Here is a 22527-nt window from a genome sequence, read left to right on the forward strand (position 1 = left end):
GGCGCAGCTCGCGGCGGTTGCGCCCGGCCTGCCGAGTGCGGATGTGGTGGCCGCGCGCGTGGCGCGGACCAGCGGCGCGGTTGCCGACAGCGCCGGTTCGCCCGGCCAGGCCAGCGGCTATTTCGCGCGGTCCGCGGCGCGCTTCGCGCGGGGGGTGCCGCGGTCGCGACCCTATGCCGACACGCTGCTGCTGCAGGCGGCAGCGGCGACGGATGCAGGCGCCAGCGCGGGATCGGTCCTCGACCCCTGCCGGCGGGCGGTGAGCGTGCTGCGGGACCTGCGCGAAGGCACCAGTGCCCGTGCCATGGCGCCCTGCGTCGATGCCTTCGCGCGCAGCGCCGGCGGCGATGGCCAGGCGCTGCTTGCGGAGGCATTCGAGGCCGCGCAGCTGGCCCAGGGCAGCGTGACGACGACGCAGATCGCCCGCGCCGCGGCGCGGCTGAGCGAGAGCGCGCGCAACCCCGCCGCGGCCGAGGCGATCCGCCAGCGCGACGAGGCCGGGCGCCGGCTGGCCGGGCTGTATCAGGCCCGTGACGAGGCCTCGGCCGCGGCCGGGCGCGGGGGCGGCCCCTCGGTGCAGGAGATCGACGGCCGCATCGCCGAGGCGCAGGACGCCCTGACGGACGCCGACCAGGCGGCGCAGAGCGCGGCGCCGGGCTTCGCGCAGCTGCTGCAATCCGTTTCCTCGGCCAATGAGGTGTTCGAGCGGCTGGAGCCCGGGGAGGCGCTGACCTCGATCTTCCTGCCGCCGGAAGGCCATGGCTGGACCTTTGTGCTGCGCGACGGGCGGATCGGCGCCGGGCGGATCGGCGTGACCGGCACGCAGATGGATGCGCTGGTCGAGCAGCTGCGTGCCACGCTGGAGGACGGCAATGGCGAGAAGCCCTTCGCCGCCGGCACGGCACACGAGATCTACCGCGCGCTGTTCGCCGGCGTGGCGGGGCCGGTCGGCGAGGCGCGGCGGCTGGTGGTGGTGCCCTCGGGGCAGTTGCTATCGGTGCCCTTCGGCGTGCTGGTGGATGCGCCGCCGCCCGCGCCGACCGGGTATGAGAACGTGTCCTTCCTGCTGGCGCGCATGCCGATCGCTCACGTCCCGGCGCCCTCCAGCTTCGTCGCCCTGCGGCGGGCGGGACCGTCCCGCGCGTCCCAGCCGTGGTTCGGCTTCGGGGCGCCGACGCCGGTGCCGCTCGCCCAGGCGCTGCGGACCTTCCCGGCCTCGGCGCAATGCGGGCGGCTGCTCGCTAGCCTGCCGCCGCTGGCGACGGCGGGGCTGGAGCTTCAGGCATCCGGGCAGCTCATGCGGGCATCGGCGCGCGATATCCGGACCGGGTCCGCCTTCACCGCCGATGCGGTGCGGCGCACCGCGCTGCGGGATTTCCGCGTGCTGCATTTCGCGACGCATGGGCTGATGCCCGGGGAGCTGTCGTGCCTGCAGGAAGCGACGATCATCGCATCCCCGTCGCCGGGTGCGCCGAATGCGGCGAATGCGCTGCTGACCGCGGGCATCGTTCTCGACCTCGAACTGGATGCGGATGTCGTGGTGCTGTCGGCCTGCAATTCCGGCGGCGGCAGTGCGGGCGAGAGCCTGTCGAGCCTGGCGCGGTCGATCTTCTATGCGGGGGCGCGGTCGCTGATGGTCACGCATTGGTACCTGAATGACGCCGCTGCCACGCGCATCATCGCGTATTCCCTGCGCAACCTGCAGCAGGGCCAGGGCATGGCAGAAGCGTTAAGGGGCGCGCAGCTCGACCTGGCGCGGAATGTGCCGGGTGGTGGGCATCCGGCGCTGTGGGGCGCCTTTGCACTGGTGGGGCCGGGGCCATCGGGACGTGCCGCGCAGGTCGAGGCGGCGCGCTAACGCGCTGCGCGACCGGCCGGCGTGGCCTGAGCGGTAGCGGCAACTCCTGCTCATAGGGCAGGGCAGTTTCGTGCGATCGTGCAGCGGCGCAGGCTGCTCACGCCCGGAAGGAGCTGCATCATGCCCGGCCGAACGCCCATCGCCCCGCCGGAGGAGGACCCGAATGTGGGGATCCTCTGCGCTTCTCCGCCCTGCTTCATGCATGAACTCGATCCGTACTGCATCGGCCCGGTCGGGTGGGAGGAAGTGCGCGCCTGGCGCCGGGCCGAGCGCCGGCGGCTGATCGCCTGCCGCGCCGCCGTGCCGCTGGCCGAGCGGCGGGCCCGGGACCTCCTCATCACCGGGCACCTGCGCGCGGCGCTGCCGGATCTCGCAGGCCGCCACATTGGCTTCTACTGGCCGTTCAAGGGGGAGTATGACCCGCGACCGCTGGTGCGCGCCCTGCACCAGGCAGGCGCCCGTCTGGCGCTGCCGGTGGTGGTGGAGCGAGCGCAGCCGATGCTGTTCCGGCCCTGGTGGCCGGGCGTCCGCATGATGAAAGGCATCTGGGACATCCCGGTGCCGGCAGAGGGGCGCCCCGTGAGCCCCGACATGCTGCTGGTGCCGCTGGTCGGCTTCGATGCGCGTGGCTACCGGCTCGGCCATGGCGGGGGGTACTACGACCGCACCCTGGCGGCGATGCCGCAGCGGCCGCGCGCCATCGGCATCGGCTTCGAGAGCCTGCGCCTGCCATCCATTCATCCGCAGCCGCACGACATCCCGATGGACCTCATCGTGACCGAGCATGGCGTGAGGGAGGCAATCGCATGACCCCCGAGGACCGCAGCGCCGTCTGCGAGGCGCTTCTCGCCTCGACAGCCGATGCGATCGTGATGTGCGCCGGCGATGGCGTGATCCGGTTTTGGAGCCCGGGCGCAGAGCGCATCTTCGGCTTCACCGCCGAGGAGGCAGTGGGCCAGTCCCTCGACATCATCATCCCGGAGCCGCAGCGGGCGCGGCATTGGGTCGGATTCGACAGGGTGATGGCGGGCGGGCACTCCCGCTTCGGCGAGGGCGAACTGCTTGCGGTGCCGGCGCTGCATCGTGATGGGCGGCGCATCTCGGTCGAGTTCACCATCGCGCCGGTCCATGACGCGAACGGCGCCACGACGGCCATGGCCGCGATCCTGCGCGACGTGACCGCGCGCTTCGAGGAGCTCCGCTCGCTACGACGCCGCCTGGCGGCGTCTGGAGGCGCTCCGCCGGCTGCCGGAGCCGGCCAGCCGGGCGGGTGATGCCGACCCGGCCGCTGCACGACCAGGCGAGCGGGCGCGGGGCGGATGTTGCGCGCCAGTGTGGCCGCCGCGGCGGGTGGCCGCGGTGTGCGGCGCCGCTCACGAAGAAGGTACTGGCCACCCGGTGCTCAGAGATTCAGCGTGGTGCTGAGTCCTCGAATCGGGAGGCGCTGATGAGCAGAGCCACATGCAAGGCGGGCAGGAAGCGGCGTTCGCGTCCTCAGCATGGCGCCGGAAGTGCGCGCAAGCTGAAGTTGATGGACGTGCCCGCTGTCCTGACGGGTGAGAATGACGCCGAGATCGCGCGCCTGAGGCGAGAGCTGGCCGAAGCGCAAGCGAGACTGCGCGAGATCGAGGAGAAGGGCACCGACGTCTACTCGGCGCGAAAGATTGAATCCCTGTTGGAGGCTGCACAGATCGCGCGCGGTCAGGCATTCGATGCGTCGCTCGCCCGGAACAGGGCCGAGGGTGAGTTGCGAGCCCTTCAACGGGCGATCATGGAGGGGCGCGGTCCATCCGGCTGGCTCCTCCGCCGCGCAGCGCGGCGCGTGCTGGCATAGGGACCGCACCCCTGTCTCGGTGCTGACCGCGAGACTGGCTGGCCACTCTGACCTGAAGGTCTGCTTGGGGGTCCGGGGCGCGGCCTCGGCGGCGGTCATCGTGGTCATGCATGACGCCTGTCCCCAACGAAGGAGAGCCCGATCCACTGCCGTCCTGCGCGCCCGACTTCCACGCCGTCGAGAAAGTATTGGCAGTACTTGGGAAACGGCCACCTGTAGGACGGCTGTTCGGCACCCAGACGCCTGCGGCTCCACCTGGAACAGCCTCCTCGCGGAGATTGGCCGCATCCACACCGTCACCGACTTCGCATCGGCACGGCCAGCCATCCAGTAACGCGTTTCGCATGGATACGAAGGCTGCTGTCATGGGCACCGCGGGTCGACTGAGATACGATGGCAGGGCGCGATGCGGCGGGGGATGCAGTTGTCAGGCTACGATGTCATTTCGGACAAGTTCCCAGACCGCTATGTCCTGGACCTTCCCCGGGACGCCAATGCGATTGCGCTGCAGCGTGGCGGTTGGAAGTTCTCCTACGAGACGAAGAGCGAAGCTGAAATCCGAGAAAGCATCGCTTCGGATGGAAGGCCGCTTTTCTGCTCCATGTTCTTTCCGAATTTCGCAGATAGCGACTACCGCGTTCTCGAGTTGGGGCCGAGCGACGGCTACAACACCGCGGGGCTGGAGTTCCACGGCGCGTCGAACATCCTGTCCATCGAAAGCAATGTAGACGCGTTCCAGCGCTGCCTCATCCTGAAGAATGTTTTCGGCCTGAAGGCAAAATTCCTCCTCGGGGATTTCCTCAAATACCTCCATGCGGATATCGAAGCGCCCGACCTGATCTACGCCTCGGGCGTCCTGTACCACCTGACCGACCCCGTCGCCTTCCTGCGACGCTGCGGTGAGGTTTCGCCGGATCTGTTCCTCTGGACCTTCGTCCACGATGAGGAGGCCATCCGGGCGCATGAATACGAAACCCGCCTCTTTGTTCCGCAGGACGACGAGACCGTGCACATCTTCGGCCGCGCCATCACCTGCCACCGCCGTTACTATGACGCAGAGCTGGTTCAGGACCGGAAATTCGCCGGGGGGGTTCGCGCCTACGCCAATTGGCTCTCGCGCCCGGACCTTTTGGCCGTGCTCGAAGGTCTCGGTTACCGTGTCCTGCGCATGATCGACGATGGCTACTCCGGACTTCCCGCGGTGAACATCTTCGCCACCCGCCGTCCGGCTTAGACGCGTGCGATCCCAGGAGGCCCCCGGTAAGGGCAGCCGCAGCGGTGAAGCCGTCTCGGCCTACTATCCGCTTGTCGATGTCCTGCGCGGCTTCGCGGCCGTCTCCGTTATCGTTCTGCATGTCATACACCACACCAACTGGACCGCTTTTCCGACGACCGGCCCCTTATCGTGGTTCCGTGCGGGCGATCTGGGCGTGGATCTGTTCTTCGTGATCAGCGGCTTCGCCATCGTGCACAGTGCGATCCCGCTGCTGGCGCAAGAAGGCTACCTGCGATTCCTCGCGACGTTTTCCGTCCGGCGTCTTGCACGAATCTATCCGCTTTACCTGCTCACGCTGGTCGCTGCGCTGTTCCTGGTACACCGTGATCTGCTATCGGCGCCGGGAGGAGCGATGCATATCGTCTCCCACCTGTTTATGTTCCACACGTTCGATTTGTACTGGTTTTCTTCTATCAACGGCGTGAATTGGACGATCGCCATCGAGATGCAGTTCTATCTGCTCGTGGCGCTCATCCTGCCCTTGTTGATCAGGTCGGGCGGGTGGCCGGTCCTGCTGGCCTTCGTCGTGATCGCATGGGGCTGGCGCTGGCATGCCTTCCACACCGTCACCGATCAGGCCGACCCGCTCTACTTCTTCAAGCTCTTCACGCTCTCTGTGCAGCTGCCGGGCCGGCTGGACGTCTTCGCGGCCGGGATCGCCCTTGCGCTACTTCTGCGACTTTCCGCCTTCCGCAAGATCGCCGCCTCGCCTCTTTTCTTCCCCGCATGCAGTGCGATGGCACTGGCGCTCGGATATGCGTTCGTCTTTCCCGGCTTGAATGTCTGGCCCTCGCAGGAGATGGCCTTCGTCTTCCACAAGACGCTCATAGCGGCGAGCTTCGGCGGTCTGGTCCTGGTCGCCTGTCTCATCCGTGCGCCGTGGATGATCCGGGCAACGACACCGCTTCGCTACTTGGGCACCATAAGCTACGGCCTGTACCTGTGGCATTTGCCCGTACTGCTCCTGCTGAAGGATCGCGGGCTTTCGCCTCTGTTCACATGCCTGCTCACACTTTCCGTCACCATGGGTCTGGCCGCGATGAGCTGGCATGTTCTCGAGAAGCCGATGGCGGCATTGGGCCGCCGGTGGCAGGTCAGGGCTCGACCACTGGAACCGGCGACGACCTGACCGAGGCTTCGTCGTGCGGTCCCTTAGGTCGGGAAGGCGTCGGTGCCGGCGGCGAAGGGATCGGGGAAGGAATGCTGCAGATCGGGCCGATCCCGGTACAGACGTCGTTGGGCTCGCGAGATCGGCGTGCCGTCGGCGAAGTTCGCGAAGGCCCACCATGTCTCCGGCAGCCCCGGCACGCGGTGCGCCGCAAGCCGGCGCCGATACCATTCCAGCAGTTCGAAAACCTCGATTCCTCCGCTGGCATAACGTTCGAGCATGACCTCCCCGACCCATCCGACCTTGGTGAAGTGGAAGAATCGCAGCTCGCTTCCCGCCGCGCGGATCGTGCCGTCCACCCCGATCGAGATGGGACGCCGGCTCAGGTTCCAGCTCGCGACGTTGTAGCCGGGGTCCCGCAGAACATGTACGCCAGCGAAGAGGGCTGGTGCCAGGTCGCACCAGCGTTGGTCGGTGAAGATTCCGTTCGGCACGTCGTCGTAGCAATGGTCCTGAAGCCGCTGCCGCCACCAACGGGCAAAACGGCGGCCGCCGGGACGGCCCGACACGGCGAGGAAGCCGAGATTGTAGATCCCGTATTTGAGGGATCCCATCTCATTGTCCCGGATTGCGCCGGGTTCGTCGTCGGGCTCGACCTGGTGCGGCGTGAGCAGGACGTCATGCTCATCGAGCAGGCGCTCCACTCCAGCGAGGCTTCCGAGCACCGCGATGTCGGGGTCGAGATAGACGACCTTCTCCCGTCCTTCCTGGAGCAGCCGTTCCAGCATCGCGCCCTTTACGGCGGTGCACATCTCGACCACGTCATGGGTGAAGAGCTGCCGTCGGAGGTCGGGCAGTCCGAGCTCTGAGACGCGCACCACCCCAGCGAGTCCCTCCTGCTTCGGATCGAAGGTGAAGCCGTGCGGCTCCTGGTCGACCAGGCAGAGCCAGAGCCGCCATCCCGGCTGATGGCGCCGCAACGTCTCGGCCAGGACCCGCACCCGGTCGAGATAAGCGAAGGAGGCGCTCGTGAAGCAATGGACCTCGGACATGCTCAGGCTGCCTCCAGAGCCTGGATCTGCTGTCGCAGCACTGCGCGTGAAACCGCGCGTCCCTCCGTGCTCCGGATTAGCCAAGCCGCGGTGCCGCCCTGGGGAAGCAGGCTTCCTCGCTGCGGTGGCGCCGCCGCCAGCGCGGCAGCGAGGCCCTCGCCCTCCAGCAAGGCGTGCAACGCCTCCTCCGTGGGGATCACGCGCGCCGAGGCAGGGTGCGCCTCGGCAGCCGCTGCGACATTCCCGGTATCGGCTCGAGTCAGGAGAAAGGCGCCTCCGGCCAGGGCCTCCAGCGCGGCGTAGCAGAAGGTTTCGGGCCAGGAAGCCCAATTGACCACGACGTCGATGCCGTGCCGCGCGACCGCCTCGATCATCGCATCGGGCGCATCCGCGGTTACCTTCACGGGGATCGGCCGGATGCCGTCGGACACCGAGCCGCTCAGCGTCGCCATGCCAAGCTGGAAGAAGGCATAGCGCGGGTCGTTGCGAAACCGCCGCGCCAGCTGCTCAAAGACTGGCCATCCCTTGGCGTGATACCGCGCCCCGAGATGCGCGATGCGAATTGGCCGTCCCGTCGTGTTGCGCGGCGTGGCCTCATGCAGGGCGAGGCGGACCAGCGGCTGAATATCGAGGGAACGGTGCGGCAGGCCAGCCCTGCGCCAGACCCGTGCCGCCGTCTCCGACGGCGCGATGACAAAGGGGCGGTGAGCCTGAAAGAAGGATTGGATACGTTCACGCGAGGCGGCTCTCTCTTCGCCATAGATGCAGACCTCGCAAGCGGTCGAGCCGACGGGTGGAGCACCGCAGAAACGCACGTCGTTGCGCAACAGCTGCACGCTCGGGCAGACCGTAAAGTAGTCGTGCGTCCATACGATCGGAGGAAAGCCGGAGGTTGTGGCGAGGAGCGAAAGCGCTTCCGTCGCACTTCCGAGCAAATGATGCACGACCAGCAGGAGCGGCGTTCCGGTCGCGCGTGCCGCCGATGCGAGCGCGGCGGCGAGGTCCGCGGTCCGCATCTGGCCGAGTTGCCGCCCCTGGAGCCGCAGCCGGAAAAGCAACTCCTCGGGATTGCCGCGTGGCGCGAGCATCGGCAGCGGCTGCACCGGCGACAGATGGAGGTAGATTGCGTTCATCGCCGCGAAGGAACCTGCTTCCTCACGAATCAGGTTCTGCACGCCGCCCCAGTGACACGTGTAGTCGTCGTGGCTGATCGAGACCACGAGACAGGGCGCATTGGGCAGATCGGCATCGAGGGCGAGGCCGAGCGCGGCTCGATCCAGGGCGGGCAGGCCGACATTCGCGTTCTGCCACTCGCGTGCCCGCTCGGCCGGCGTGCGCGCCCGCTCGATTATGCCACGCTCCGCATGCTGCGGGCGGCGCGGCAGGCGGCCCTCGCTCCGGCCGGCGAGCACATAGTGCAGGAAAGGATTGATGCCGCACGCCGCGACGTCCGGATTGGCGCGCAAATAATAGCGCACGTCAAAGTCCGCGCTCGGGTCACGCCCCTCGCGCCAGCCCTGGTGAAGAAAGTGCGCCATGGGATCTACGCCGGCCGCACCCACATCCGGGTTCGCCGCGAGATAGTGGAAGCGATCGAAGTGCGGCGCGATGGAGCGAAGCGCAAACTCGTCCGGTTCGCTCACTGCCTGCGACCCAGGGCGGTGCCGATGGCAGCACGAAGGCTGCGCAGCACCCGGTGGAGACGTCCATGCCGGCTGATGAAGCGATGGACGCGGTTGGCGGCTCGCCAGGCGGGGGTCAGTTGGATGGCGCGAAGCCGGTCCTCGAGGTCGTGGGCCGCGAGGCGGATCCGCTCGGCTTCGGCGATCTGCTCCTGCATCGTCTCCACTTCGGCGAGCCGGTCGAGCGCGAGGGCCTGCGCCTGGGCGAGGCCTGCCTCCGTAGCCAGGCGCGTGGCTTCGGCCGCGGCGCAGAGCCGTTCGGCTTCGGCGATCTGCTCTGCCAGTGCCCCCACTTCGGCGAGCCGGTCGAGCGCCACGGCGCTGGCCTGAGCGAGGCGGGCCTCAGCAGCCCGACGCATACGGCGCTCGTGGTCGAGCTCCGCGAGATGAGAGATGGCGATGTCCTGCGCCTGCTCCAGCCCATTCTGCGTCTGCTCCCGGAGGCGCTTCACGGCTTCCAGTTCGGCACGGCGCGATTCAGCGAGTTCCTTCGTCTCCTGCAGGGCCTTTTGCGTCCGTTCCTGGAGCTGTCCCGCGGCGCTCAGTTCCGCGAGGCTCGATTCCGCTAGCGCCTGCGTCTCCTGCCGCAGCGTGGCGATCTCCGTGCTTTGGGAGGCGACGAGGCCTTGGGCGTGCTCCAGGGCCTCCTGCGTCCGCTCTCGGAGCTGCTTCATGGCTTCCAGCTCGGCGAGACGCGATTCCGCGAGATCCTGTGCTGCAGGTTCTGACGGGTCAGCCTGCCGCCCTCTGCCCACGGTGCGATCGCGGCTCAGGAAGTCTTCGCGTGAGAGACCCTGAAGGGCATGACTTGCGACGCCCGCGAGCGTCAGTTCATCGGCGTCGTCGAGTTCGGGCGGAAGCCATCGGGGCGTCCGCCACATCGCCTCGGCCAGATCATCCAGCGAACCGATCGGGCGCAGAATGCAGCGATGCGAGGCCAGCGTGGAATCCAACACCGGCGTCCGACGTGGAGCAGCCAGAAGCCCGGCTTCGTAAGCCCAGCGGAAGAGCGGCTCACGGCGCCCGCGGAAGTTGTCGGGGTTGTGCGACGGGAAGGCGAAGTACCAGACATCCAGACCCCAGGAGAGTAGGAGCTCTGCAATGGCGGGGGCGGCGGGGCCTTCGTTGCACTCGATCCAGAGAGTGGTCGAACCGCGGGCGAGATGGGAGGCGTCGGCCTCGAGCACCTCGCGCTCCATCCCTTCGATATCCAGCTTCACCAGGTCGAAATCGCCGTGACGGGCGCGCAGGGTCCGCAGGGTGATGCCGGGCTTCTGTAACGTGACGACGCGGTCACCGACGGCACCCTCGGCGAAGGAGGTGGCGCCGAGGTTGCTGGGCTCACCATGGCCGAGACGCTCCTCCCCATCACGGACGCCGAGGAGCGCGCCGAGGGCGACGGATGGTCCCGTCGCGTTGCGGCGCAGATTGGCTTCGAGGAGCGGGAGGATGCGCGGATTGGCCTCCACGCAGCACAGCAGGTCCAGCTTGCGGAACTGTGCGAGGCCCAGGCCGAAGGTCCCCAGGAAGGCGCCGCCGTCCAGCACGCGGGCGCCGTCAGTGAGCAGGCTGGCGACGAAGCGCGCCTCGTCCAACGCCCACTCGCCGGTCTCGGCCAGGAAGCGGCCGATCAAATCGCCTTCGGGACGCGGGACATCGAGGAAGCCGTAACGGGTCTCGATGAGGGTCGGTAATCCGTGATCCCCGGAGTCGGGGTGGATGGGGGTCGGCAGGACGGTTGCGCGGTTGCGGCTTAGACTCATTTTGGGTCCGATTCCGGGCGTCCGAAGGCAGCAGCGAGGGTGCGGAGAGGGGTTTGCGACAGCAAGGAGAGGTCCAGCCTCAGGTGAGGAAGGCGATGCCGCTTTCCAGCGTCGCTTCCCCCTTCATATCGTCCGAGAAGCAGGCGTCGAAGGTATCGACGATGTCCCAGGCCCATCCAGGGAGGGCCGGGCCTTCATACGGCCCGCCCATCGCGAGAAGGTTGGCCACGCCCTGTCGATATTGTCCGGCGGGCGCATACATCGGAATGACCTCGACAGAGCGGAACCCGGCCTCCTTCGCGGCCTCTGCAATATAGGTCCGGGTAAAGAGCCACTTGTCGTCGAGATGCAGATACAGCGGATCGCTCTTGTCGCGCCCCGCGCGGACTTCATGGTCCCGCACCATCGCGCGCAGAAACGCCGCGGTTGAGGGCGCGAGGCCGGGCTCACCCGCCGCGGAGCGGTTGAGGATCAGCGTGAAGGCCGCGCGGATCACGCCGTACCCCTCGAAAGGCTCGAAGAACACGGCCATTCCGCCGGGCCGGAGGGTGCGGCGCACAGCCTTCAGCGCCCGGATCGGGTCGATCAGGTGATGGAGGATCGAGCCGCCGGTCGCGAAGTCGACACTCTCAGGCCGGAAGAAGTCGCGGGTAGCGTCGGTGCAGATGCAGGCCACGCGGTCGGCGAGGTCGTGGGTCAGCACGTATCCCCGGAGCATCGCCAGAAGCTGCGGCGAAAGATCGGTGCCGACGATCCGGGCGTGCGGCAGTAGCGCCAACAGCGGCACAACCGTATTGACGCCGGAGCCGGTGCCGATGTCCAGGATGTCGGGATCGACGCGCCTCGGCATACCGACATGCGCGAAGACTCGCTCGAACATCGTTTGCCAATGCGCGGATGCGGCGTAGCGCTCGTGATAGGCGGCTGAGTCCTCCAGAAACTGGGCAGTGATCCCTTCGCGGGCGGCATCCAGTTCCGGTTCCGGCGTGTAGATCCCTGCATACCGCCGGTCGCGTGCGCCGAGATCCACCAGAGGCACCGCGAATTTGGCCTGAACGTCCAGCAACCGTCCTGATATCCTCGCTATTGGCGCCGGTTGTGCATGCTAGACAGGAATGCAACCAGCGAAAAGTGTGCTGGCTGGCCTTACCCGCCAGGGAACGAAGATCGGCCGAGGGCCGCCCACGATGCGCAGGCCTGCGGCCCCGCCCGGACCGCCGTGTCGGGTTGGCAGCAGGCGAGCCTGGCATAAGAACAGGGTCTGACGGCAGCGCTCCTGTATCTGCCGTACTCGGAGCTTCGTCGCGATCCGCTTCGCGCGATCGTCCGGATCACCATGCTCGACGGTGATACTTGCGACCTATCCCGGCGGCCATTAGACAAAGCGACCGTGAAACGAGCGCTTCACGCCGTCGGGCCTTTCCTCAGCCTCCTCCTGCTTCTGCAGGTCGTGCTGGCGCCGCTGCATTGCCTTGCCATGGCGCGCTCGGCAGATGGCTTCACGGCAGTCATCTGCTCGCCGGACGGCATGCGTGTCGTCCAACTGGATGCAGATGGGCGGGAACAGCCCGGGACGGACGGCGCCGCCTGTTTCGTTTGCGCCGATACCGCGCGCGCAACATTGCCCGAACCGTTGCTCCTGTCGGAGCCCAGCCCTCAGCCCGTCGGCCTTGCCTGGCATACCGCTGCCGCGGCAAGCCTGCCCCCGCCGGGTCGCGCGCCGCCCTACGCGCCACGAGGTCCCCCACCCTACGCCTGAGGTCCAGGTCGCCCGCGTCACGATGACGCGGCCATGCGGCCTGTGCGGAGCGCACGACGACGGCCGCAACGCGTCCGGCATCGTGCCGCGCCCGCTCCTGCCACCGCACCCTCAGGAGTGTTCCGTCATGGAACGTCGTGTTCCGTCATCCACGCGCCGCAGCGCGCTGTGCAGCGCCCTTGCGGTACTGCCGCTTCCCGCCTTGGCCCAGGCACCACGCATCATCGATGCCGTCGGCCGCGAGGTGCCGCTCGCCGCAGTCGCCCGCCGCGCCATCATGGCCTTCAACTACGAGGAGTTCACAGCCATCGCCGGCGTCGAGGGCTGGCAGCGCCTGGTCGGCATGAATCGCGTGGTGTGGGAAGGCTGGCGTCCCGCGATCTTCTCGAAGTACCTGCCGCTGATCCCGAACCTCGCGACGCTGCCCGACATCGGCAACACCGATGAGGGCACCTTCTCCGCCGAGAAGGTGATCAGCCTGCGCCCCGACCTGCTGATGGTCCCGGCCTGGCTGTGGCGCGCGGCCCGGACAGCGCATGACCAGATCGCCGCTGCCGGCATCCCCGTGCTCGTCTTCGACTACAACGCCCAGACTCTCGACGCGCACATGGCCTCGACGCGCGCAATCGGCCTGGCGATGGGGACGGTGCCGCGTACCGACGCACTGATCGACCGCTACCGCCGCAACGTCGAAAGCATCCGCGACAGGGCCGCGCGGGCGGCCGGACCATCGAGGCCGCGTGCCTATGTCGAGCTCGGCCAGGGCGGGGCGGAGGTGATCGGCAACTCCTATCCGCCGAACAACATGTGGGGGCGCTTCTTCGAGCTTCTCGGCGCACAGAACGCGGCGGCCGGGCGCATCCAGGGCGGCTATGGCCCGATCGCGGCCGAGGCGGTGCTGGGCTTCGATCCGCAATTCATCTTCATCGGCGCTTCCTCCTGGGTGAACCGGCCGAAGGCCGTCCGCACCGGCTACGACGTCGCCCCGGAGTCGACGCGAGCAAACCTCGCACCCTATGCGCAGCGGCCGGGCTGGCCTGGTCTGAGCGCCATTCGCGCCGGCGAGCTCCATGCGCTGGAACACGGCCTCGCCCGCACGCTGTTCGATGACACCGCACTGCTCTACATGGCCAAGCGCTTCTACCCCGGCGCCTTCGAGGCCGATGACCCGGTCGCGTCGCTGGCCGACTACCATGCGCGCTTCCTGCCCGTTTCCTTCTCCGGCACCTGGATGCTCCCATGGCGGCGCTGAGCGCGGCCGGGGCTGCCGCCCGCGATGGCTGGCGCCGCCTCGCCGCCCGCAGGGCAGCGATGCTCGCAGGCGGCGTCGCATTCCTTGCCGTTTGCGTCGTGCTCGATGCGGCGACCGGCCCCGCCATGCTGCCGCCGGCCGTCGTGGCCAGATCGGTTCTCGGTCTCGGCGACGACCCGATGGTCAACGCCATCGTATGGTCGATCCGCCTGCCGGTCGCGCTGATGGCGGTGCTGGTCGGCGCCGCGCTGGGGCTGACAGGGGCGGTCATGCAGACCATCCTGAACAACCCGCTGGCGTCGAGCTACACGCTCGGCGTGTCGGCCGGTGCCGGGTTCGGTGCGGCATTGGTGATCGTGGTCGGCACGGCGCTGCCGCTGCCCGAGGCGCAGGCCATCCCGCTCTCGGCCTTCCTGTTTGCAGCGCTGGCCTGTGCGGCCGTCTGGCTTCTGGGCGGGCTGCGCGGCGCGACGCCGGAGACGCTCGTGCTCGCCGGCATCGCGCTGATGTTCCTGTTCCAGGCAGCGCTGGCGACATTGCAGTTCCTCGCCTCGCCGGAGGCGTTGCAGCAGATCGTCTTCTGGCTGTTCGGCAGCCTGCAGCGCGCGACATGGTCGAAGCTCGGCATCGTCGCAGCGGTCCTGGTCGTGGCGGTACCGATGCTGATGCGTGACGCCTGGTCCCTGACGGCGCTGCGCTTCGGGGACGATCGTGCCGCCGCCCTCGGGATCGGCGTGCGGGGGGTGCGCTTTCGCGGCTTTGTCTTCGTCTCGGTCGCGACGGGCGTCGCGGTTGCCTTTGTCGGCACCATCGGCTTCGTTGGGCTGGTGGCGCCGCATGTTGCGCGCATGCTGATCGGTGAGGATCAGCGCCTCATGCTGCCAGGCGCGGCGCTGACCGGGGCGGCGCTGCTGTCGGTCGCCTCGGTCGCGAGCAAGACCATCTCGCCGGGTGCGCTGTTTCCTATCGGCATCGTCACGGCGCTGATCGGCGTGCCGTTCTTCGCCTGGCTGATCATCATTTCCCGCCGGTCCCATTGGTGAGGGGGATGACGTCCATGATCGCATCCCGACATGCGTCGCCGTCTCTGTCGCTCGGCCCGTACGGCACTGTATCCACCATGGGCCGCATCGCGGTCGACAGCGTCACGGTGCGCTATGGCGATCGGCTTGCGGTCGACGGCGTCTCCTTCACGGCACGTGCCGGCGACGTGGTGGCGCTGGTGGGGCCGAACGGCTCCGGCAAGTCCTCGCTGCTGCGCGCGGCGGCAGGGCTACTGCGCTGTGGCGGCCAGGTCCGTTGCGACGGGCGCATCGCCTTCCTGCCGCAGGACAATGGCGCGCGCGCCGCACTGACGGTGATGGAGACGGTACTGCTGGGGCGTATCCGCGCACTGGGCATGCGGGTGCCGGAAACCGAGGTCGCGCACGCGGTCTCGACCTTGGACCGGCTCGGTATCGCGGACCTGGCGATGCGGCTGGTACCGGAGTTGTCGGGCGGGCAGCGGCAGCTGGTGTTCCTGGCCCAGATGCTGGCGTCCGAGCCGGCCATCCTCCTGCTCGATGAGCCGACGAGCGCCCTGGACCTGCGCAACCAGCTATCGTTGCTCTCCTTGCTGCGCGGTCTCGCGCGCGGCTGCGGCCTCCTCGTCATTGTCGTGCTCCATGACCTCAACGCGGCAGCGCGCTTCGCCGATCGCATGCTTGTCCTGTGCAACGGCAGGCTAGTTGCCGACGGTCCTGGAGGAGAGGTGCTGACGGAGACGATGCTCGCCAACGTCTATGGCATCCGGGCAGAGATCGGGCGTTCGAACGAAGGCGTCCCGCTGGTGGTGCCGATCTGCCCGATCGGGTGTGGGGACGACCCATGACGCGCCGGGGAGGCACGCTCGCGGGAACTGCTTGCGTTGCTCGCGCAGGATCGATGGGCGGGCACCGGCCTCTCTTCGGTGATTGTCGGAAACAACTATTCATCTCAGCGAGTGAAGGAGCGGTCTGAGAAGGGGGAACCCGCCGCGGCCGTTCCCGGCATGGATCGCATCCGGCAAGTTACGCGGAGGCGGCATCAGGCAGTGATCTCAGGCACGGGTCGCGTGTGTCGAGGGGAGTTCCGGCCTCCTTTGAGGCTCCGATGCCAGCGAAGCGGTTCCGCTTCAGCCAGTGCGGCGCCTGTCATCGCGAAGCATGGCCAACCGCCCCAGCAACAACCGCATGAACGCCGCAGCCGGAGCCGGCAGCCGTCGGCCCCGTCGTGTAATGAGGTGAGCCGACACGCCCTCGGAGAACATTCCGTCCAGCTCAACGGCGACGATCCGCCCCTCGTCGATCTCCCGCTGCACTGAATAGGCGACGCCGAAGGCGACCCCGTCCATGTGCTCGACGAACTTCAGCATCGAGGCGATGGAGTTGCATACCAGCCGTGGCGCCAACTGCATCCGCGCCTGCAACTCGGCCGCGATCAAGGCCTGGCGCACACCGGATGTGGAGGGTGTCATCACTACTTCGTAGCGCCCGACCTCCGCGATGGTGACCGGCCGACCGAGCGCGGCCAGCGGGTGTCCGGGCTTCACCAGCGCGCTGACGGCATGGTGTTTGGCGGCGTGGGATATCACCGCCGGATCCGCCGGCAGGTTGTACAGGAGCCCGAAGTGCGAGCGGTCCCCGCGTACATCGCTCAGGATCTCCTCGACCGAGCCGATGTAGATCTCGAAGCGGATGGCGTCGTTCTCGCCCACGAAGCTGACCATGGCGTCGCGGATGAGGGATTCCGTGAAGCCCTCGCCCGTCGAGATGATCACCTCGCCGGACCGCAGCCCCTTGATGTCGCTGATGCGGCCGGCGACGTGGTCCAGCGTTTCACGCTGCTGCAGGTAATATTCGGTAAGCAGCGTGCCGATCGCCGTCAGGCAAATGCCGCGGCCATGGCGTTCCATCAGCGCGGCGCCGATCTCCTCCTCCAGATGCGCGATCTGGCGGCTCAGCGCCGAGGGGTTAAGGCGCAGGAACTGCGCCGCGCTGCGGATCGACCCGGCGCGCCCGGCCTCGAACAGGTAGCCCAGCCGGCGGTCCAGCATGCCCAGCATGCGGCGGCCCAGCGCGTCGCGCGGCGTCACGGCCCGGCCGGGCGCATCACGGGTTTCCATGGGCCTTCCTCGCGCGGTGTTGCCGAGTCGGCAACACTTTAATCCCGCGAGCTCACTTCTCCCGCCCCGGCGGCCGTGGAACGGTTCGTGCAAGAGGCACGCCGGCACCAGCACAGCATCCACGGAATCCCTTCGCACCCAGGCGGTGCGGGGCTCCCCGGGTGGCCGCGCCGGGACCAACCACCGCGGTCGGCAGGACGCATCGATGCGCCCTGTGCTCACCACTGGAGGAACGTGCCATGTCCACCTCTCAGACCGACCCCGCGCTGTGGCGCGGCACTGATCTGCCCGCCGATGCCGGGCTGCTGCATCTGGAGCCCGATCATGCCGCGCGGCTCGCCGCCTTCGCCCGCGCATGGTTGGCCGCCGGCAGGGGTTATTCCGACGCGACCCTCGCCGATTTCGACTTCGACGGCATCGCGCCGCTCGCCGCGCGCGCGCTCGACCAGATCCGCGCGGGCATCGGCTTCGCCGTGGTGCGCGGCATCGATGCGCGGGCCGTGACGCTCGAGGAATCGGAGGTGATCGTCTGGCTGCTCGGCCAGCATCTCGGCCTGCCGGTCAGCCAGAATGCGGCGGGCGACCTGGTCTGCCATGTCGTCGACAAGGGCGTCGCCAAGGGTGAGCTCGACCGCCGCGGCTACGCCGGGCGCGGCGCGATGGATTTCCACAACGACCGCACCGACATCGTCGGCCTGTTCTGCTACCGCAAGGCCAAGCGCGGCGGCGAGAGCACGCTGGTCAGCGCGATGGCGCTGCACGACATCATCGGCCGCGAGAGCCCCGAGCTGATGCCCGTGCTGCGCCGGGGCTTCGAATACGACCGGCGCGGCGAGCAGGGCCCGGGCGATTCACCGATCGGGCCGCGCGTTCCCGCTTTCGACGTCACGGGCAACACCGTGAGCTGCCGCTTCGCCCGCGCCCATATCGACGCCGCCTATCGCCGCCGCGGCGTGGAAGCGCCGGCCGAGGAGAAGCAGGCCCTAGACGCCATGGATGCCGTGCTGGCGCGGCCCGAGCTGCGCTTCACCACGACCTTGCAGGAAGGCGATATCCAGTTCCTCAACAACTACACCGTCCTGCATGCGCGCAACGACTACGAGGACCATGAGGAGTTCGCCGAGAAGCGGCGCATGCTGCGCCTCTGGTTGGTGACCGAGGATCTGCGCGACTTTGACCAGCCCAAGGTCATGCGCTTCGGCCGCATCTACGGCAATCTCGGCGTCAGCGCCGCCGGCCTCCAGGTCGGCTGATGCGGCGCCTGGTCCTCGCGGCAGCGGCCGCATTCCTCTCCTGCGCCACGGCCGTGGCGCAGGAAGCCCGCATCGGCGTCGCGGCGCGGCTGACCTCCCTCGATCCGCATTTCCACAATGCGGGCGAGAACAACGCGATGGCCTTCCACTTCTTCGACCCGCTGGTGGGTACGGACGCGCATCAGCGGCCGGTGCCGGCGCTCGCCGAATCCTGGCGGGCCGTGGAGCCGACCGTGTGGGAGTTCGTGCTGCGGGAGGGCGTGACCTTCCATGACGGCACGCCGCTCACCACCACCGATGTCGCGTTCAGTGTCGCGCGCCTGCCGGAGGTGCCGCGCAGCCCGGCATCCTTCGCGCATTACGTGCGCCCGATCACGCGGGTCGAGGTGGTGGATGATCGCCGCATCCGCTTCCACACCGCCGAGCCCTTTCCCCTGCTGCCGACCTATCTCTCGGTCTTCGGCATCGTCTCGCGAAGGCACGGGGAGGGGGCGCAGACCTCGGACTACAATGCGGGCCGCGCGATGATCGGCACCGGGCCCTATCGCTTCGAGGCCTATGTCCCGAATGAGCGCATCACCATGGTGCGCAACTCTGACTACTGGGGGCCGGTCGAACCCTGGGCGCGCGTGAACTTCCGCGTCATCGCGAATGATTCCGCACGGCTGGCCGCGTTGCTCGCCGACGATGTGGACCTGATCAGCAACCCGCCGCCCGTCGATGTGGAACGGCTGTCGCGCGATGCGCGCTTCCGCGTCGCGCGCGCGCCGGCCTCCTCCGTCTACTACATCCATCTCGACCGCCATCGCGCGGTCAGCCCGTTCTTCACGGACAATGCGGGCCAGCCGCTGCCGACCAACCCGCTGAACGATGTGCGGGTCCGCCGCGCGATGAGCATGGCGCTGAACCGCGAAGCGCTCGTCTCGCGCATCATGGGCGGCCTCGGCGAACCTGCCGCGCAGCTCCAATCCTCGGGCTTCTTCGGCACCAGCCCGGATATCGGCGTCGAGCGCTACGATCCGGAAGGGGCGAAGCGCCTGTTGGCCGAGGCCGGGTATCCCGACGGCTTCATCATGACCATGCACGGGCCGAACGACCGCTATCCGAACGTCGACCGGATGCTGCAGGCGATCGCCCAGATGTTCACCCGCGCCGGCATCACCACGCGGCTCGAGACCATGCCCTCGACCGTGCTGTTCCCGCGCAGTGCCAACCTCGAATACAGCGTCGTCTATCTCGGCGCGGCGAACTTCACAGGCGAAGCGAGCGGGCTGCTGAACGCGCTGCTCGCGACCTGGGATCGCGCATCGGGCGCCGGCAGCACCAATCGCGGGCGATACAGCAATCCGGAGCTCGATGACCTGCTGCGGCGCGCGGTGACGACGATGGATGACGCCGCACGTGAAAGAACGCTTGTCCAGGCACATGAAGTCGGCATCCGCGACGTGGGCCTGATTCCGGTCATGTTCCCGGTCAATGTCTGGATCACGCAGCGCCGGATGACCTATCAGCCGCATGCAGAGGCCCGGACCTATGCCATGCAGTTGCGCCCGGCACCGTAGTTACGACGAAGATCCCTCGCCTCCCCTTGGGCGGGCGTCTGCTGCCGACATGACGTGTTGCCCGGCCCGTAGCCGAGGCAGCACGGCGTGCGTCACCTGTCTTCCATCGAATCAGGAATGGATGGCTCGTGCCGCAGCCGCACGCCCTTGGTGCAGGCCGTCGTACCGATGGTCCTAGACATATCGGAGGAGGCCTGCCGCCGAAGCCTTCGGCGCCTTCCCGCAGGAGGCCCGCTTCGGGGTCCCCCTCTGCTCATCGAGGCCGGAGCAGAGGGAGATGTGCTAGGCAGGACTACTCCGGCATCGGGAGACCGAGATTTTCCCTCAGTGTTGTACCTTCGTACTCGCGACGGAACACGCCGCGCTTCTGCAACTCCGGCACGACGAGCTTCACAAAGTTCTCAAGTGGTGTCGGGAACCAGGGCTGCAGCAGCATGAAGCCGTCTGCGGCACGCTCCATCAGCCAGGTCTCCATCATCTCTGCCATCGCCTTGGGCGTGCCGACGAAGACCTGATGGCCGTTGGCGGTCGCGAAGTGACGCGCGAGCTGCCGAATGGAGAGGTTCTTCTCGCGCGCCATGGCCACCAGCATGTCCTGCCGACCATGCGCCGAATTGCTTTGCGGCAGCGGCGGTAGCGGACCGTCCAGCGGGTACTGCGTCAGATCGACGCCGCCGGTCAGCCGCGCGAGAGTCGGCAGCACGATGCGGTCCACCATCATGGACATGAGGTGTTCGTGCTGCGCGCGCGCTTCGCTTTCCGTTTCGGCAACGATGAAGTTGAGGCCTGGCATGACCTTGATCGCGTCAGGCGAACGGCCGTGGCCGCGAGCGCGCTCGCGCATCTCCTCCCGATGCGCGCGGGCTGCCGGGATCTCGGTCTGAGCAGTGAAGGTCAGATCGGCGATGCGGGCGGCGAGGTCCCGGCCAGGCCCTGACGTGCCGGCCTGCGCGACGATTGGGCGACCCTGTGGCGATGCCGCGACGTTCAGCGGACCACGTACCTTGAAGAATCGACCTTCATGCCGGAGCACATGCATCCCGGCGGGATCGAAGTAGCGGCCGCTGTCCTTGTCGCGCAGGATCGCATCCGGGTCCCAGCTCCGCCACAAGCCGGCGACGACCTCGAAGAACTCGGCGGCACGTTCGTAGCGAAGGCCGTGTTCCATATGGTGGTCGGCGCCGAAGTTGAAGGCCTCGTCCTCGAACTGGGACGTCACCAGGTTCCATCCTGCCCGCCCCCGGCTGATGGCGTCGACCGAGGCGAAGCGGCGGGCGATGTGATAGGGCTCATTGTAGGTGGTGGTGGCCGTGGCGACGAGGCCGAGATGCTTCGTCACCATCGCGAGCGAGGCGAGCAGCGTCAGCGGCTCGATCCGTACAACGCGGGCGGCACCCGTCTGTACTTCGGGGTCGTCGGTTCGGTTGACGGCGGCAGAGGCGACCGCGGCGCTGTCCTGGAAGAACAGCATGTCGAGCTTGCCGCGCTCGGCAAGCTGCGCCATGGCGACGTAATCGTCGATCTCCATGTCGGCCGAGCGGGCGTCGGGCATTCGCCACCCGGCATAGTGTGACCCTGGGGGCGTGAAGAATGCGGCAAGCCGAAGCTGCCTCGGTGCTGTCGTCATGTGGCGCCCTTCAGGCGGCGTAGCGGTTGCGCGGCGTGGCGAGACCGAGATTCTCGCGTAGGGTCGTGCCCTCATAGGCGGTCCGGAAGATGCCGCGACGCTGGAGTTCCGGGATCACCATCTCGGTGAACTCCACGAATGGCACCGGGTAGTGATTGCAGATGACATTGAAGCCGTCGGCGGCATCGGCCTCGAGCCAGGCCTGCATCTCGTCGGCGATGCTGGTCGGCGTCCCGACGATGACGCGATGACCGGCGGCCGAGGCGACGTGCCGCGCAATCTGGCGCAGCGTCATGCTGTGCTTCCTGGCCAGATCGATTGCAAGTTGCTGGCGGCTCTTGCCGGAGTTCGTCGGTGGCAGCGGCGGGAGCGGGCCGTCGAGGGGAAACTGCGTGAGATCGAGGCCGCCGGAAAGGCGCGCAAGGGACGACAACGCAACCTCGTCGGGCATGAGCTCCTGCAACTGCTCGTGCTTCTCGCGCGCCTCGGCCATCGTCGGCGCGACGACGGGCGTGAGGCCCGGCAGCACCAGGAGATCGCCCGGCCCGCGCCCAAAGCGGTGGAGGCGCGCCTTCAGATCGCGATAGAAGGCCTGTGCTTCCGGAATCTCGATCTGCGCGGTGAAGACGAGATCTGCCGTGCGCGCGGCGAGGTCCATGCCGGGGCCCGAGGATCCGGCCTGAGCCACGATCGGCCTGCCTTGCGGCGTTCGCGGCAGGTTCAACGGCCCGCGTACCGAGAAGTGCGGTCCCTTGTGATTCAGGAAGTGCATCTTGTCGAAGTCGAAATACTCGCCGGCCGCCTTGTCGTAGAGGAAGGCGTCTTCCTCCCAACTGTCCCACAAGCCGGCCACCACATCGAAGAACTCGCCGGCCCGGGCATAGCGGTCGGCGTGGTCGGGGTGCTTGTCGAGGCCGAAATTGGCCGCCTCATCCTCGAACTGCGAGGTCACAAGGTTCCAGCCGGCGCGCCCGTCGCTCATGTGGTCGAGCGTCGCGAAGCGGCGGGCGACATGATAGGGCTCGTTGTAGGTCGTGGTCGCCGTTGCGATCAGGCCGATGTTCTTCGTGACACTCGCCATGCCGGCCAGCGCCATGACGGGTTCGAGCATGACGATGCGCGCAAGGCGGGATCGGCTGCGATCACCGGCGAACATGGCATCGGCGCCAGCGACCGCGGCCGTGTCACGGAAGAAGATGGTATCGTAGAGGCCTCGTTCTGCGATTCGGGCAAGCTCAAGGTAGCGGTTGAAGTTCGTGTTCGCGTCGGGGGACGCGTCCGGGTGCCGCCAGCCGCCCAGATGATTGCCCGGAAGCGAGAAGAAGGCGCCGAGCCGCAATTGACGTTTGGCCATGGCTG

19 protein-coding genes are annotated in these 22527 nt (G+C 67.9%); 12 read left to right on the top strand and 7 right to left on the bottom strand.

Annotated elements, in window-relative coordinates; all coding sequences use genetic code 11:
- The 6 genes from GXW78_RS02710 to GXW78_RS02735 all read left to right on the top strand — a co-directional run.
- Positions 1-1858 (top strand): CHAT domain-containing protein (locus GXW78_RS02710; protein ID WP_211865859.1); only part of this gene is annotated, 1858 nt, incomplete at its 5' end.
- A gap of 120 nt (positions 1859-1978) precedes the next feature.
- Positions 1979-2668 (top strand): 5-formyltetrahydrofolate cyclo-ligase, encoded by a 690-nt coding sequence (locus GXW78_RS02715; RefSeq protein ID WP_211865861.1) that lies wholly within the window; start codon positions 1979-1981, stop codon positions 2666-2668.
- Complete coding sequence (locus GXW78_RS02720) at positions 2665-3132, top strand: PAS domain-containing protein (protein ID WP_211865863.1); 468 nt, start codon at positions 2665-2667, stop codon at positions 3130-3132. The genes GXW78_RS02715 and GXW78_RS02720 overlap by 4 nt, the downstream gene beginning before the upstream one ends.
- A gap of 257 nt (positions 3133-3389) precedes the next feature.
- Positions 3390-3692 (top strand): hypothetical protein, encoded by a 303-nt coding sequence (locus tag GXW78_RS02725; RefSeq protein ID WP_211865866.1) that lies wholly within the window; start codon positions 3390-3392, stop codon positions 3690-3692.
- Positions 3693-4116: 424 nt separating this feature from the next.
- Entirely contained in the window at positions 4117-4926 is an 810-nt protein-coding gene (locus tag GXW78_RS02730; protein ID WP_211865868.1) for a class I SAM-dependent methyltransferase, read from the top strand.
- A 4-nt stretch (positions 4927-4930) separates the two neighbouring features.
- A complete protein-coding gene (locus GXW78_RS02735; protein WP_211865870.1) occupies positions 4931-6097 on the top strand; it encodes an acyltransferase family protein in 1167 nt (388 codons plus the stop codon).
- 23 nt (positions 6098-6120) lie between these two features.
- On the opposite strand, the gene GXW78_RS02740 is transcribed toward GXW78_RS02735, so the two are convergent.
- The 4 genes from GXW78_RS02740 to GXW78_RS02755 form a co-directional block, all read right to left on the bottom strand.
- A complete protein-coding gene (locus GXW78_RS02740) occupies positions 6121-7128 on the bottom strand; it encodes a hypothetical protein (RefSeq protein ID WP_211865872.1) in 1008 nt (335 codons plus the stop codon).
- A 2-nt stretch (positions 7129-7130) separates the two neighbouring features.
- A complete protein-coding gene (locus GXW78_RS02745) occupies positions 7131-8771 on the bottom strand; it encodes a hypothetical protein (protein WP_211865874.1) in 1641 nt (546 codons plus the stop codon).
- Positions 8768-10573: an FkbM family methyltransferase gene (locus GXW78_RS02750; RefSeq protein ID WP_211865876.1), complete on the bottom strand. Its 1806-nt coding sequence runs from the start codon at positions 10571-10573 to the stop codon at positions 8768-8770. Before GXW78_RS02750 ends, GXW78_RS02745 begins: the two co-directional genes overlap by 4 nt.
- Positions 10574-10652: 79 nt before the next feature.
- Entirely contained in the window at positions 10653-11639 is a 987-nt protein-coding gene (locus GXW78_RS02755) for a class I SAM-dependent methyltransferase (protein WP_211865878.1), read from the bottom strand.
- A gap of 270 nt (positions 11640-11909) precedes the next feature.
- Between GXW78_RS02755 and GXW78_RS28570 the strand changes: the two genes are divergently transcribed.
- The 4 genes from GXW78_RS28570 to GXW78_RS02770 all read left to right on the top strand — a co-directional run bounded on the left by GXW78_RS28570 (position 11910) and on the right by GXW78_RS02770 (position 15454).
- The gene (locus GXW78_RS28570; RefSeq protein WP_408904164.1) at positions 11910-12332 is read left to right on the top strand and encodes a DUF2946 family protein; all 423 of its coding nucleotides are present in this window, start codon (positions 11910-11912) and stop codon (positions 12330-12332) included.
- A gap of 127 nt (positions 12333-12459) precedes the next feature.
- Positions 12460-13584, top strand: a complete 1125-nt coding sequence (locus tag GXW78_RS02760; RefSeq protein WP_211865880.1) for an ABC transporter substrate-binding protein — start codon at positions 12460-12462, stop codon at positions 13582-13584.
- Positions 13572-14627 carry a FecCD family ABC transporter permease gene (locus GXW78_RS02765; RefSeq protein WP_211865882.1) on the top strand — a complete coding sequence of 352 codons (1056 nt, stop codon included), beginning with the start codon at positions 13572-13574 and terminating at the stop codon, positions 14625-14627. The genes GXW78_RS02760 and GXW78_RS02765 overlap by 13 nt, the downstream gene beginning before the upstream one ends.
- A gap of 14 nt (positions 14628-14641) precedes the next feature.
- Positions 14642-15454, top strand: coding sequence for an ABC transporter ATP-binding protein (locus GXW78_RS02770; protein ID WP_246521808.1), 813 nt, complete (start codon positions 14642-14644; stop codon positions 15452-15454).
- Between the two features lie 282 nt (positions 15455-15736).
- Here the strand turns inward: GXW78_RS02770 and GXW78_RS02775 are convergent, their stop codons facing one another.
- On the bottom strand, positions 15737-16849 hold the full coding sequence (locus GXW78_RS02775; RefSeq protein WP_211865884.1) for a LysR family transcriptional regulator: 1113 nt from the start codon (positions 16847-16849) through the stop codon (positions 15737-15739).
- A 116-nt stretch (positions 16850-16965) separates the two neighbouring features.
- On the opposite strand from GXW78_RS02775, the gene GXW78_RS02780 reads away from it, so the two are divergent.
- The gene (locus tag GXW78_RS02780; RefSeq protein WP_211865886.1) at positions 16966-17979 is read left to right on the top strand and encodes a TauD/TfdA family dioxygenase; all 1014 of its coding nucleotides are present in this window, start codon (positions 16966-16968) and stop codon (positions 17977-17979) included.
- The gene (locus tag GXW78_RS02785; RefSeq protein WP_211865888.1) at positions 17979-19541 is read left to right on the top strand and encodes an ABC transporter substrate-binding protein; all 1563 of its coding nucleotides are present in this window, start codon (positions 17979-17981) and stop codon (positions 19539-19541) included. The genes GXW78_RS02780 and GXW78_RS02785 overlap by 1 nt, the downstream gene beginning before the upstream one ends.
- A gap of 292 nt (positions 19542-19833) precedes the next feature.
- Here the strand turns inward: GXW78_RS02785 and GXW78_RS02790 are convergent, their stop codons facing one another.
- Positions 19834-21243, bottom strand: coding sequence for an LLM class flavin-dependent oxidoreductase (locus GXW78_RS02790; RefSeq protein WP_338147668.1), 1410 nt, complete (start codon positions 21241-21243; stop codon positions 19834-19836).
- A complete protein-coding gene (locus tag GXW78_RS02795; protein WP_211865891.1) occupies positions 21179-22522 on the bottom strand; it encodes an LLM class flavin-dependent oxidoreductase in 1344 nt (447 codons plus the stop codon). Before GXW78_RS02795 ends, GXW78_RS02790 begins: the two co-directional genes overlap by 65 nt.
- Between the last annotated feature and the right edge of the window lie 5 nt (positions 22523-22527).

This window comes from Neoroseomonas terrae (genome assembly GCF_018129025.1).
Classification (GTDB): Bacteria; Pseudomonadota; Alphaproteobacteria; order Acetobacterales; family Acetobacteraceae; genus Neoroseomonas; species Neoroseomonas terrae.